The following is a 12,581-nucleotide window of genomic DNA, read 5'->3' as shown; positions in this document are numbered from 1 at the left end:
GCGGCCTCCTTATGCGCGTGATGCGGGGTCGTACACCGCCTGGGCAATCTCGCCGCAGACGGCATACACCCCGTAGGAATCTATGGAACCCTCGGCGCCGGTGGTGAACACCACCAGGCCGTCTTTTGTCACCGGGTCATAGGACAAAAAACCGTAAAAGCCATAGGCCGAGCCGGTGTGGTAGTAGAGCCCCTCCCGGCCGTACATGTCCTCCTGATACCGCAGGGGGCGGCACTGGTAGAAAGTAACGCCCCGGTTTTCATCAGTGATGGGCTGGTCCAGGGGGGTCTCCAGATAGGTCACCGCCTCCGGGGAGAGAAGGGTCTGCCCCTCATATTCCCCGTCCGCCGCCAGCACGGCGATGAGCCGGGCGTAGTCCCCGGCGCTGCACGTAAAGCCGCCGGCAAAGAAGTTGCCCCGGTAGCCCGGCGTGGGATTGCACACATAACCCAGCATTTCCGATACCGAGCGGCTCATAGAACCGCCCTGATAGAGGGGGGCCAGCAGCTCGGTGTGGGTGACGCTGCCCGCCTCAAAGGCGGCGTCGATGCCCATGGGCTGGAGCATCCCCTCTCCCAGCACCTGGTCCAGCGGCTGTTCGGCGGCCAGCTCCAAAGTCATGCCCAGCACCGAAAAGCCGTAGTTGTTATACGACCACCCGGCGGGGTCGCCGGGGCACACCGCCTGAAAGCCGCTGCCCGCCAGCCGCTGGCGGGCGGCGGTACCCTTCAGGGCGGACAGACTGCTGGCGTCGCTGAGGGAGGAGGTGTGGGTGATGAGGGCGTCAATGGTCACCGGGGTGTCGGGATAGTAGGGGTTGCACACCGTGGAGCCCCAGTATTGGGCAATGTCGGCCTCCGGGTCGATCACCTCCTGGTCCAGCAGCAGGGCGGTGGACAGGCCCACCGCCACCTTGGTGAGGGAGGCACAGCGCAGCTTGTGCTGGGGGGTGAGGGCCACGCTGTCCTTGACTGCCCAGCCCCAGGCGCTCTCCAACACCACCGTTCCGTCCTGGATCACGGCGGCCTGGACGCCCACCGCCCCGTGGTCCGTACCGGCCTGGGCCACCGCCTCATCCAGCCCAACTTGTGTGATAGCGGGGATGGGGGTGGGGGTCGGCTCCGGGGTGGGCGTGGGGGTGGCCGCAGCGGGCGGAAGGGAGACCGGCGGGGCCGACTCTGTGGCGTCTTTCGTTCCGCAGGCGGCGAGGGCCATCCCCAGGCTCAGGGACAAGAGCAGAGGAACAAACCGTTTCAACAACAAAATACCCCCTTTTTTCCACTATCTTACCATAAAGCGCGAAAAAAGGAAAGGAGGGCAATCGGGAATTGCTCTTTTTTGAAAAATCACATATAATAAACAATACTGCGTAAACACAAAGAGGGAGGCAGACTATGATCTTACACGTGCTGGCGGTAGGCGATGTGGTGGGCGAGAGCGGTATGGAATGTTTGGCCCGTCACCTCCGCAGCCTGAAAAAGCTCCATGACGTTCATTTTACCGTGGTCAACGGGGAGAACGCCTCCGGCGTTGGTATTCTGCCCCGGCAGGCCCGGGATATTTTTGACGCCGGGGCCGACGTCATCACCCTGGGCAACCACACCTGGAACCGCATCCAGATCGCGGACTTTCTGGAGAACGACCGGTATACCCTCCGGCCCGCCAACTACACCAACCGGGTGCCCGGCCGGGGCTGGGGGGTGTACGACGGCCCCCAGGGCCTGCGCATCGGGGTGGTGAACCTCATCGGCCGGTGCGAGATGGACAGCAACTTTGAAAACCCCTTCACCACCGCCGACCGGGTGTTGAAACGGATGGAGGGGGCGGACCTGGTGCTGGTGGACTTCCACGCCGAGGCCACCAGCGAAAAGGGGGCCATGGGGTACTATCTGGACGGACGGGTCCAGGCCCTGTGGGGCACCCACACCCATGTGCCCACCGCCGACGGCCAGGTGCTGCCCAAGGGCCTGGGCTTTGTCACCGACCTGGGCATGACCGGCCCGGCCCGCAGCGTGCTGGGCATCCGACCTGAGCAGGCCATCAACCGCTTTTTGGGGGGGCTGCCCCGGCGCTTTGAGCAGGCGGAGGGTCCCTGCAAGCTGGAGAGCGTCCTGTTCTCCATTGACACCGACACCCGCAAGTGTGTAGGGGTGGAACGGGTGGACATCCGGGACTAATATTGCGCAATATCCTGTTGGAAAGGAACACAAAACCATGCTGACCATCATTCACGGGGCGGATTTTCATCTGGACGCCCCCTTTGCGGCCCTGCCGGCCGATAAGGCCCGGCAGCGGCGGGAGGAGCAGCGGGCCCTGCTGGACAAGCTGGCCGACCTGGCGGAGGAGCGGCAGGCCGACCTGGTGCTGCTGTCCGGCGATTTGCTGGACGGCAGCCAGACCTACCAGGAGACGGTGGAGGCCCTGGCCCGCACCCTGGGCCAGATCCACGCCCCGGTGTTCATCGCCCCCGGCAATCACGACTGCTACGGTCCCCGGTCGGTGTACGCCAACACCGCCTGGCCCGACAACGTACATATCTTTTCCTCGGTGGGCATTGAGTCGGTGGCTCTGCCCGATTTGGGCTGTACCGTCCACGGGGCGGCCTTCACCACTCCCCAGGCAGACCGCTCTCCCCTGATGGGCTTTACCGCCCCCCAGGACGGACAGGTCCACCTGATGGTCCTCCACGGCGACGTGGAGGGCAAGGGCCGCTATGGCCCCATCGACCCGGCGGATATTGCCGCCAGCGGCCTGACCTATCTGGCCCTGGGCCATGTCCACGCCTGTTCGGGGCTGCAAAAGGCGGGGGATACCTGGTGGGCCTATCCCGGCTGCCCCGAGGGGAGAGGCTTTGACGAGACGGGGGACAAGGGGGTGCTGGCCGTCACCGTAGGGGACAGCCCCGGCGACGTCACCGCCCAGTTCGTCCCCCTGGCCGGACGGCGGTATGAGATCGTGGAGGCCGACGTCACCGGGGCTGACAGCGCCGCCGAGGCCCTGGAGGCCGTCCTGCCGGGGGAGCCCTGCGGCGACTGCTGCCGCATTCTGCTCACCGGCCAGCGGAGCTTTGGGCTCCCGGACCTGGCCGCCCTCACCGCCCAGGCGGAACCATACTACTATAGCGTCACCCTGCGGGACCAGACCCGGGAGTACCGGGACCTGTGGGCCCGGGCGGGGGAGGACACCCTCACCGGGCTGGTCCTCCGGGCCTTGAAGGGGAGCGGCGGGCCGGAGGCCGAGCTGGCCGCCCGCTTTGCCCTGGCGGCGCTGGAAAACGGGGAGGACCCCTGTCCATGAAAATTCTGCGTATGAAAGCCACCTTCGGCGGCCTGGACAACCAGGAGCTGACGCTGAAGGAGGGGCTCAACATTCTTCAAGCCCCCAACGAGGGGGGCAAGTCCACCTGGTCCGCCTTCCTGCGGGCCATGTTTTACGGTATCAACACCAAGGAGCGGGACAAGCAGGGCCACATCGCCGAGAAAAACCGCTACCAGCCCTGGAACGGCGGGGCCATGGAAGGCGTAGTGGAGCTGGAGTGGAAGGGGGAGGAGATCACCCTCCGCCGGGGACCCAAGGGAAACACCCCCTTCGGCAAGTTTGAGGCGGTATATACCGCCACCGGGGAGCCGGTGCCCTTCCTCACCGCCGACAACGTGGGGGAGACCCTCATCGGCGCTCCCCGGGAGGTCTTTGAACGCTCCGCCTTTGTGGGCCAGGGGGGGACCGCCATCGACGGCGCCCCCGCGCTGGAGGCCCGCATCGCCGCCCTGGCTTCCAGCGGGGAGGAGGATGTGTCCTACTCCCAGGTGGAGCGCCGCCTGCGGGACTGGCTCAACCGCCGCAGGCACAACAAGACCGGCCTCATTCCCAAACTGGAGGAGGAGCTGGCCGCCGACGGGGAACTGGAGGGCCGTCAGGCCAAGGCCTTCCGCCTGGCCCAGGAGGCCAAGCGGGAGCTGGACAAGCTCCAGGCCGAGCACAAGCATCTCCAGGCCGAGCGGGACGCCCACCTGGCCCGGGCCATGGCCTCCCGCCGCCAGCGGTGGGAGGAGGCCCAGGCCGCTTTGGAGCAGGCACAGGGGCAGGTGGAGGCCATCCGGGCCGAGCTCAACCGCCACGGTGCGCCCCCGGACAAGGCCACCTTGCAGCAGGCTCAAGGGGAGCTGAACCGGCTCAACGCCCTCCACACCAGCCGAAAGCAGGCCGAGGAGCGGCTGGAGGAGGCCAAGGACGGAGAACGCGCCGCCACCGCCGCCATGGCCAACCCCCTCTTTCCTCAGATGACCCCCGACGAGGCCTGGGAGCAGGCCAGCGACGACGCCCAGGCGGCGGGGGAAATGCCCCGCTGCGGGGGACTGTACGCCGGGGGAGTCATCGCCCTGGCGCTGGCCGCCGGATCGCTGGCCCTGGCCTTTGCCGGTGTGCTGCCCGCCCCCTGGATGGGGGGCGCGGCCTGCGGCGTGCTGGCCGGAGTGGGCGTGGGCCTGATTGCGGCGGCGGTTGTGTGGAAAAAGAGGGCCGCCGGCCGGACGGCGGAGCTGCTGGAGCGGTATGATGCGGAGGACCCGGAGGGGATTCTGGCCCGGGCCAGCGCCTACCGGGAGGTTTGGGCGCTGGCCGACCAGGCGGTCAAGCAGCGGGAGAGCGCCCAGCGGGCCCTCACCGATCTGATTGCCCAGGACGAGCACATCCGCAAGGCCCTGCTGGAGCTGGTCCACCCCTTCGCCCCCACGGTGAAGGATACCTTTGGGGTGTCTGCCGCCATCTCCCGGGCCCTCCAGCTGGAGGAGCGGCTGGCCACCGCCCAGGTCAAGCTGGAGGGGGCGGTCAAGCTGGCGGACAGCCTGCCCAAGCCCACTCCGGTGGCCGCCGACCCCGGGGTGGAGCCCCGGTTCGACCCGGCGGAGACGGCGGCCCGGCTCAGCGCCGCCGAGGGAGAGCTGTCCCGGCTGCGCAGCGGCCTGGCCATGGCCCAGGGGGAGCTGAATACCCTGGGGGACCCGGCGGAGCTGGAGGAGCGGAAGGAGGCTGCCCGGGAGGAGCTGGAGCGGCGGCAGCGGGAATATGCCGCTCTGGAGGCCGCGCTCACCGCCCTGGATGCCGCCCACACCGGGCTCCAGGCCCGGTTCTCCCCCGCCCTCAACCGGCTGGCCGGAGACTATCTGGCCAAACTCACCGGGGGCAAGTACGACAAGGTGTCCCTTACCCGGCAGTTTGAGGCCCTGGCCGAGGAGGCAGGCAGCCTCCAGCCCCGGCGGGCTTTGGCGCTGTCTCAGGGGACGGCGGACCAGCTCTATCTGGCGGTACGTCTGGCGGCCTGCCGGCTGGTGCTCCCGGGAGAGGAGCCCTGTCCCTTGGTGCTGGACGACGCCCTGGCCAACTTTGACGATGAGCGGATGGCGCTGGCTCTGGACTGCCTGAGTGAGCTGGGGAAGGAGCGGCAGATCCTGCTCTTTACCTGTCACAGCCGGGAAAAGGCTTGGGAGCAGGAGCGCTGAGCCATCGGGCAGAAAGGAAGGTAAGATATGCGGCTTCAAAAAACCTTACTTGTATGTTTGCTTTTCGCTGCTGTCCTTTCTTTGACGGCCTGCGGCAAGACTCAGCCGCCAGCCGACCAAGCACAGCCGTCTGATTCTACAGCCGCAAGAGATTTTAAGACGGAGTTTCTTCCCGTCGGTTCGGTTGTTTTGCTGGAGGACGGGAATAAGACCATCATGATTTGCGGCCGCATCCAGAGCATGGCCGGATCAGACACCATATATGACTATTCCGCTTGCTACTATCCAGAGGGGATCATCGATCCGAAAGCCATGATTTTCTTCAACCGGGAGGACATCGCGGAGGTGTGTTTTGTGGGCTATGAAGATGAATCGGAGCTTACCTATCGGGACAAGCTGAATCATTTGGGCGAATTGGAAATTAAGGATGGCGTCATCGTAGAGAAGCAGCCGTGAGGAGCGTCAGAGGGCGCTTCAAGGAGCTGATACGGGGAAGCGGAGGCGCTGAGCGGTATTTCCCTTGCAATCGGGGGAAAAGGGCGCTATAATGTTGGATATTTCAAGCGTATGGAGCTGATGGCATTGGCAAAAGACAAGACCCAGGAGAAGGAGCTGGAGGGGAAGGACGCCCTGAAGGTGGACCTGTACTTCTGGCTGCAGGCCCTGGTGATGGTACTGGTGGCCCTGATTTTGATTTTCACCTTTGTGGGCCGTATCATCGGCGTGGTGGGCAGTTCCATGTACCCCACCCTCCACGACGGCGACCTGCTGCTCTTGCAGAGCATCGGCTATACCCCCAAGCAGGGGGACGTGGTGGTGCTCACCAAGGAGTTTGACGCCGCCGAGGGCCCCATCGTCAAGCGGGTCATCGCCACCGGCGGCCAGCATGTGGTCATTGACTACGACGCCGGTACTGTGTCGGTGGACGGTCAGGTGCTGGATGAGCCCTATATCAACGAGGTCATGGTGGAACCGCCCCGGGAGTCCATCACCGACGTGGTGGTGCCCGAGGGCTCCATCTTTGTCATGGGGGACAACCGCAACGCCTCCTCCGACAGCCGGGACGTGACCCTGGGCACGGTGGACGAGCGGTATGTGCTGGGCCGGGCCCTGTGGGTGCTGCTGCCCTTTCAGAATTTTGGGGCCATCGTCCACGGCAGCGCCGTAGCGTAACAACAGAAAAAGACCGCAGACAGCTGTCTGCGGTCTTTAGTCTGTCGAAGAAGGTAAAATCCACGCAAGAGGGAAAGCGTTTCTTGTATAGGAAAAAGCCCTCGGCAGAGTTTTGCCGCCCGCAGGCGGCAAAACAGAGTGGAAATCTGTTTTTTCTGAGGACATGTGCCTCAGAAAAAACACTGCTCAGCCCGCAAGTGTGGCCTTTGGCCCATTGGCCAAAGGCTGCGCGCGGCGGGCTGCATCTCCTCGAAAAAATGCTTGCATTTTTGAGAAGCGTGTCGAGGTTTCTCGACACGCTGAAGACCGCAGACAACTGTCTGCGGTCTTTTTGCGTCCATAGGGAAGATTCAGCGGTCCCATTTTTCGATGAGGGCCCGCAGCTGGTCGGCAAACTTGCCCAGGTCCTTGTTGGTGCCCCCCTTGTTGTGGGCGATGACCTCCATCAGCTTGCGGCCCACCTCCTCCAGCCGCTGGTAGGCGGGGGAGGCGCCGGGGGTGGCGGCGGGTTTCTGCTCCGGCGGCAGGCCGGGGGAGAGCATCTGGTTGGTGAGCAGGTCATAGACCTCCTCATAGTTGGGGGCGTGGGCGGCCAGCCCCCGCTGGCGCAGGGTGTTGGCGTAGCGTTCGGTGACCTCCGCGTCGCCGTGGACCACAAAGACCTGCTTGGGGTGGGGATTGTAGCTTTCGATCCACCGCAGCAGGCCGTCCCGGTCGGCGTGGGAACTAAGGCCCTGGAAGTTGACGATTTTGGCCCGGACGGCGATCTCCTCCCCAAAGAGCTTCACCGACGTGACCCCGTTGAGCAGCCGACGGCCCAGACTGCCCTCGGCCTGGAAGCCCACAAAGACCACGGCGCACTCCGGCCGCCACAGATTGTGCTTCAGATGGTGGCGGATGCGGCCGGCGTCGCACATGCCGGAGGCCGAGATAATGACCCGTGGGGTCTTGTCCTCATTGAGGGCCCGGGACTCCTCGCTGCTCTCGGTGATGGTGAGGCCGGGGAACTGGAACAGGGCGCCCCCCTTCAGAGCGGCGATGGCGTCCTCGTCCAGGTAGCCGTGGAGGTCCCCGGAGAAGATGCGGGTGGCCTCGCCCGCCAGGGGGGAGTCCACCACCACCTGGAAGCTGGGCAGGCTCTTTACCAGCCCCTGCTCCTTCATCTCCCGTATGAAGTATAAAAGCTCCTGGGTGCGGCCCACGGCGAAGGAAGGGATAATGACGTTGCCCCCCTTGCCCAGGGTTTCGTCAATGATGGCGGCCAGATCGCCGGCATAGTCCGGCTTCTCGCTCATGTCGTGGAGCCGGTCGCCATAGGTGGACTCGGTGAGGACGTAGTCGGCCTCCTTGATGTACTGCGGGTCCCGGATGATGGGCTGGTCCCGGTTGCCGATGTCGCCGGAAAAGACCAGTTTCCGGGTCTCGTCCCCCTCGGTGAGCCACATCTCCACACTGGCCGAGCCCAGCAGGTGGCCCGCGTCCACAAAGCGGACCTTCACCCCATCCTCGATTTGCAGACGGGTGCCGTACTCGCAGGTAACGATGTGTTTGATGGCGGCCTCGGCGTCGGCCACGGTGTACAGCGGCTCCACCGGCTCGGCCCCTGCCCGCCTGCCCTTTTGGTTGGCCCACTGGGCGTCGCTCTCCTGAATGTGGGCGGAGTCCCGCAGCATGATAGACAGCAGCTGCCCCGTCAGCCGGGTGCAGTAGATGTTGCCTTCAAAGCCCTGCTTTACCAGCAGGGGGATACGGCCCGAGTGGTCGATATGGGCGTGGGTGACCACCACCGCGTCGATGTACCCGGCGTTGAAGTCCAGCTCCTGGTTGTCCCGCTCGTCCCGGCCCTGCTGCAGGCCGCAGTCCACCAGAATCTTTTTCCCGCCGCATTCCACACAATGGCAGCTGCCGGTGACGGCCCGGGCGGCGCCGAAAAAGGTCAGTTTCATGGGGCACCTCCTTGTCAGTTTTGTACAACCCCATTGTAATACGGGCGGTTCAAATCCGCAAGGGGAGAAGGGCTTTTCTGTGCAGCAGGGAAACATAATAAAAAAGGACATCCAAATCGGATGTCCTTTTTTATGGTGGAGACGACAGAACTCGAATCTGTGACCCCTTGCGTGTGAAGCATAATATAGAAAAACGGTCTATCCATTGATACTCAATACATTTTCGTGTTGAGCATTTTCCTTTTGCCCCGAGTTTTGCCCCGAAAAGGCATTTTCCACGGCGTCGATCAGTTCATCCGGTGTATTTCCGACTACATGGCTATAGATACCAAGGGTCATTTTAATATCGCTGTGGCCAGCCAGATATTGAATCTTTTTAATATCCATTTTAGACTGGCACAGACGGGTGATATAGGTATGGCGGAGCAAGTGGGGAGTGACGGAAAAATCCAGCATCCGCTGGATCTGTGGGCCGCGCCGCTTTCCGTTGGTTTCTTCTGGAGAAGCTAGAGAATTGCAAACGCTGCGCCGCTCGATAATTGCCATGAGATTGCGCACGGTCTGGAGGCTGGCGTTGGTACCGTCTTTGGCTGGTACCACAAAAACACTATTGCTGTTAGCTTTGGCGGAGCGCAGGGCATCCGTCAGCTTAGCGGGCAGGGGGATAGTGCGGTGGGCTGCCTTAGTTTTCAGAGGGGAAGGAAAGATGCCTTTTCCGCCCTCAAAGCGCACAGCATTGTTTACTGTGAGATGAGGGGTTGTGGCGTTCAGCTCCACATCACTCCAGCGCAAGCCGCAGATTTCCTCCCGGCGCAGGCCGGTATAGAGGCCCAGCAGCACAAACAGGTATGCGCGGGTGCCCCTTATAGCCTCTTCCAGTGCGTCGCACTGCTCGGGGGTAAGGGGGACCTTTTCGGCGGTAGGGGTGCCGCCCGCCTTCAACTTTGTGCTGGGCGAGCGGAAAATCAGGCCGTTTTCCACAGCGCAGTCAAACGCCATATTCATAACGCCTAGCACCTTGACCTGGAGGGAATGGGATTTTCCAGCCAGAGCCGCCATGACGCGCTGGCAGTCCTCCGGCTTGACCGCTTTCAGTTGGTATCCACCGATGATGGGGCAGATGTGATTATTGATGGCATTTACATAATCCCGCCGCCGGGAATAGGAAAGGCCGTCTTTGCGGTTGGTATACCATTGGGCCAGGAGCTGGGCCACGGTGGTTTTGTCATCCAGGATTAGGCCCATCCGTTGGGCCGTCTCCAGCTCATAGAGTTTGGCCCGTAGGTCCTCCTTGCTCTTGGCCCTTACATCTTTGTAGGTGCCGTTCTGGAGCTTGAGCCGCTTCCGGTAATATCCGGTCTTTTCATCAAAATAAAATTCTGCACGCCTTGCCATGCTTGAAACCCTCCTACAAGTATGATATTCTAGGAGGGTGAAGGGGCTGTCCAAACCTTTCACCTTCCTACCCATGTGACCGCTCTCGGTGTTGCAGCACCGGGGGCGGCACTTATTTTATTCCAACCCAAATTGTGCCTTGCTGGAGACCTCATTGCCCTGGAACATAACATTGGCATTTGCGCCCAGAGAGCCCTCTCCCTCCCACGTCCACATGGCCGTGACATATTCAGGACCAAGGCCAAGATCCGTTTCTGAAAGCAGCGTTCCACTGGAACCGATAATGGCCACCACCTCGTCATAGCTCATTCCGGTGGAGATCTGGTTAAACTCCGCCAGGCTGATCGTCGGTGCGTTGTATACGGCTGGGGCCTGTCCAGTAAATGCGTCGTATATGACAGAGCCGCCGGAGGCAGTGAGATAGATATCACCCTCCTCCGCGTCTTTCAGGTAGATCAAGACCGTGCTTGTCCCAGAAAGGGGGTCCAGGTCAGCGGAAAGAGCCACGATGCCGTCCCGGAGAGAGTCCCATCCATCAGGCATAGCGGATGCGCTCTTTGCCTTGACCAGCTGCACGGCGGTCTCAGGATCGTATAGGTCAATGGTAGTTTTTCCATCCATGCCGGATATTTTGATATATTCCCCGGAAGCATAGCTGGAGCAGGCCTCCAGGATATAAGCGTTTTCATCAACGGGGGCGCTTTCCATAACGGGCGCGGCGCTTTGGGAAGGTTGGGCCTGCTGGGCCTGCTGGGACGGAGTTGCAGACTGGACAGCAGGGTCAGCCGAGCAGGCGGCTAATAGCAGTGCTGTGGGCAAGAGCAGTAAGACCTTGCCATTCATAACGAACATCCTCTCTTTTCTCTGTACATTCCGCTCCGCGGCGGATGGATATGGCCGGTAGGTTCAGCCGCTGCCGGGGACGGTGTAGGTTCTGTCCCCGAGCGGGAGCCGCACTTGTTTGTGTAGACTTAAAGCCCCAAAAGCTGCCGCTTCTTGGCCTCAAATTCTTCCTGTGTGATGACTCCATCGTCATAAAGTTTTTTGAACTTTGCAAGCTCATCCGCCTCACTATAAGCTGAGGCTGTGGCCTCGGATGCCTTTGAAGCGGAAAACTGCTTTGCCATATCAAGGGCTTTGTGGATGCACTCATGGATATTGTCGGCGCAGTTCTTAAGCACCACAATTTTCACACGTTCTTTTGCGGTGTCAATCTCGATAAAGCCGTGTATAGGGCCTTTTTCCAGTGTAATGTCGTTGATATTCTTAAGGGAAATGGATTTGACAAAACTGCCGACAAGGGCTTGCTTGGACAGAAGGATTCGATCGTTTGTGATGGCAAATGAATAATTGAATTTATTGATTAAGCCCACAAAAGCGGTAAAAACAACCTCGTTTGGTTTTAATTCATCCTCTATTAAGCGAAAATGCCTTACACTCCAAAATTTAAAGGAGCCGATGCCCATATCATAGGTTTTGCAATAATCATACAAATCTTCTGCGGTGCGAAGGGGTCTAAAAGAACTAGGCATGAATATTCCCTCCAGACAATAGTAAAAGATTTACAAAAAGACAAGAAAACCATCAGATGAAATGCCGCCATGTCCCATGAGCAGGGGGTATTTTTACAGACAGTTCACCAACCAAGCATATCCTGCTGATACCCCGTCGTCCACTGGCCAAGGACCTGACCCAGTGTGCGGAAGGAATCAAACTCACCTACAAGAATGTCCGGGTAGGCGGGATTGATGGATACCAGACGGATCTGCCGGTTATCCTGGTCCACGGCCAGTTTCTTACAGTAGGCCTGACCGTTCAGAATGAAGATCCCGATTTTCCCCGGCTCGACGCTGGGGGTGGAGCGGACGAATACCGTTCCGCCGTCGTGTACCTTCGGCTCCATGCTGTCACCGGAAATGATGACGCCAAAATCCGTTTTGGGCGGGATCACGCTGATGGGATACTGCTCCACGTGAAAATCCGGCTTGTCCAGATAGTTTCCCATGCCCGCGGCGGAAGGCTGGTCGTAGACATTGATCTGCACCATGGGGCCGCTGCGCCTGGACTTTGGGAACGGAAGGGCTTCTCCGGCCGCTTGTTCCTGCTGGGAGCAGTGTACCAGGGCCGTTTCTTCATATCCCAAAATCGCCCTGACCGCCCCCTTGCCGTGGTCGGTCAGCCGTTCATAGCTTTCAGCAATCTTATGTGCCTCCTCCGAGAGATCGGAGGGGGCACTTTTTATTTTTACACAATCTTGAAAAAGGAAATTTGCATCAACACCAAGAGCCTCTATTAGGGAATACATGACTGGCTCCTTTGGGTGGCTGGTTTCTTTTTCGTAGTTGGTAATTGCCGAGCCGGTTACGCCAACAAGTTTTCCAAGTTCTTCTTGTGTCAGTCCGGCGGCTTCACGGGCTTGTTTTATTCTTCGTCCAATGCCCATCTGCATCACCTCTGTGCCCTTATTAAATCACATCTGCTATATAGGGTCAAGATAAAACTTCAAGAATCTTTAGACAAAAGGATTGACACATAAAGAAAGTTGAGCTATCATGAGGATGCACTCAAG

The 12,581-nt window shown here is 60.9% G+C and carries 11 protein-coding genes and 1 tRNA gene; 5 read left to right on the top strand and 7 right to left on the bottom strand.

Translation table 11 applies throughout. From position 1 onward, the window contains the following. Positions 1-9 precede the first annotated feature (9 nt). Positions 10-1,257, bottom strand: a complete 1,248-nt coding sequence (locus Q0J75_RS03210) for a serine hydrolase domain-containing protein (RefSeq protein ID WP_297196722.1) — start codon at positions 1,255-1,257, stop codon at positions 10-12. 137 nt (positions 1,258-1,394) lie between these two features. Between Q0J75_RS03210 and Q0J75_RS03205 the strand changes: the two genes are divergently transcribed. The 5 genes from Q0J75_RS03205 (at position 1,395) to lepB (ending at position 6,671) form a co-directional block, all read left to right on the top strand. Beyond that, positions 1,395-2,177 carry a TIGR00282 family metallophosphoesterase gene (locus tag Q0J75_RS03205; protein ID WP_297196720.1) on the top strand — a complete coding sequence of 261 codons (783 nt, stop codon included), beginning with the start codon at positions 1,395-1,397 and terminating at the stop codon, positions 2,175-2,177. Positions 2,178-2,214: 37 nt separating this feature from the next. Continuing rightward, on the top strand, positions 2,215-3,297 hold the full coding sequence (locus tag Q0J75_RS03200; protein WP_297196719.1) for a metallophosphoesterase family protein: 1,083 nt from the start codon (positions 2,215-2,217) through the stop codon (positions 3,295-3,297). Next, complete coding sequence (locus Q0J75_RS03195; protein WP_297196718.1) at positions 3,294-5,498, top strand: ATP-binding protein; 2,205 nt, start codon at positions 3,294-3,296, stop codon at positions 5,496-5,498. The genes Q0J75_RS03200 and Q0J75_RS03195 overlap by 4 nt, the downstream gene beginning before the upstream one ends. A gap of 27 nt (positions 5,499-5,525) precedes the next feature. Beyond that, positions 5,526-5,954 (top strand): DUF4176 domain-containing protein, encoded by a 429-nt coding sequence (locus Q0J75_RS03190; protein ID WP_297196717.1) that lies wholly within the window; start codon positions 5,526-5,528, stop codon positions 5,952-5,954. A 111-nt stretch (positions 5,955-6,065) separates the two neighbouring features. After that, on the top strand, positions 6,066-6,671 hold the full coding sequence (lepB, locus tag Q0J75_RS03185; protein ID WP_297196715.1) for a signal peptidase I: 606 nt from the start codon (positions 6,066-6,068) through the stop codon (positions 6,669-6,671). 350 nt (positions 6,672-7,021) lie between these two features. Here the strand turns inward: lepB and Q0J75_RS03180 are convergent, their stop codons facing one another. From Q0J75_RS03180 to Q0J75_RS03155, 6 genes are all read right to left on the bottom strand, one after another. Further along, a complete protein-coding gene (locus tag Q0J75_RS03180) occupies positions 7,022-8,617 on the bottom strand; it encodes an MBL fold metallo-hydrolase RNA specificity domain-containing protein (RefSeq protein ID WP_297196713.1) in 1,596 nt (531 codons plus the stop codon). A gap of 133 nt (positions 8,618-8,750) precedes the next feature. After that, a tRNA-Ser gene (locus Q0J75_RS03175) sits at positions 8,751-8,842 on the bottom strand. Continuing rightward, entirely contained in the window at positions 8,816-10,012 is a 1,197-nt protein-coding gene (locus Q0J75_RS03170; RefSeq protein ID WP_297196711.1) for a tyrosine-type recombinase/integrase, read from the bottom strand. Before Q0J75_RS03170 ends, Q0J75_RS03175 begins: the two co-directional genes overlap by 27 nt. A 117-nt stretch (positions 10,013-10,129) precedes the next feature. Then, a complete protein-coding gene (locus tag Q0J75_RS03165; protein WP_297196707.1) occupies positions 10,130-10,855 on the bottom strand; it encodes a hypothetical protein in 726 nt (241 codons plus the stop codon). Between the two features lie 128 nt (positions 10,856-10,983). Further along, positions 10,984-11,544 (bottom strand): PH domain-containing protein, encoded by a 561-nt coding sequence (locus Q0J75_RS03160; protein WP_297196704.1) that lies wholly within the window; start codon positions 11,542-11,544, stop codon positions 10,984-10,986. A 104-nt stretch (positions 11,545-11,648) separates the two neighbouring features. After that, positions 11,649-12,455 carry a helix-turn-helix domain-containing protein gene (locus Q0J75_RS03155; protein WP_297196703.1) on the bottom strand — a complete coding sequence of 269 codons (807 nt, stop codon included), beginning with the start codon at positions 12,453-12,455 and terminating at the stop codon, positions 11,649-11,651. Positions 12,456-12,581: the final 126 nt, after the last annotated feature.

The organism is uncultured Flavonifractor sp., assembly GCF_944385615.1.
GTDB lineage: Bacteria > Bacillota > Clostridia > Oscillospirales > Oscillospiraceae > Flavonifractor.
Note: the sequence above shows the minus strand (reverse complement) of the source record. Positions and strands in the feature narration are given on the sequence as shown.

Bases quoted from the DNA above. Each gene is read 5' to 3' on its own strand.
- Q0J75_RS03165 (WP_297196707.1), bottom strand. From the start codon at position 10,855: ATGAATGGCAAGGTCTTACTGCTCTTGCCCACAGCACTGCTATTAGCC.
- Q0J75_RS03180 (WP_297196713.1), bottom strand. From the start codon at position 8,617: ATGAAACTGACCTTTTTCGGCGCCGCCCGGGCCGTCACCGGCAGCTGC.
- Q0J75_RS03205 (WP_297196720.1), top strand. From the start codon at position 1,395: ATGATCTTACACGTGCTGGCGGTAGGCGATGTGGTGGGCGAGAGCGGT.
- lepB (WP_297196715.1), top strand. From the start codon at position 6,066: ATGGAGCTGATGGCATTGGCAAAAGACAAGACCCAGGAGAAGGAGCTG.
- Q0J75_RS03190 (WP_297196717.1), top strand. From the start codon at position 5,526: ATGCGGCTTCAAAAAACCTTACTTGTATGTTTGCTTTTCGCTGCTGTC.
- Q0J75_RS03195 (WP_297196718.1), top strand. From the start codon at position 3,294: ATGAAAATTCTGCGTATGAAAGCCACCTTCGGCGGCCTGGACAACCAG.
- Q0J75_RS03170 (WP_297196711.1), bottom strand. From the start codon at position 10,012: ATGGCAAGGCGTGCAGAATTTTATTTTGATGAAAAGACCGGATATTAC.
- Q0J75_RS03200 (WP_297196719.1), top strand. From the start codon at position 2,215: ATGCTGACCATCATTCACGGGGCGGATTTTCATCTGGACGCCCCCTTT.
- Q0J75_RS03155 (WP_297196703.1), bottom strand. From the start codon at position 12,455: ATGGGCATTGGACGAAGAATAAAACAAGCCCGTGAAGCCGCCGGACTG.
- Q0J75_RS03160 (WP_297196704.1), bottom strand. From the start codon at position 11,544: ATGCCTAGTTCTTTTAGACCCCTTCGCACCGCAGAAGATTTGTATGAT.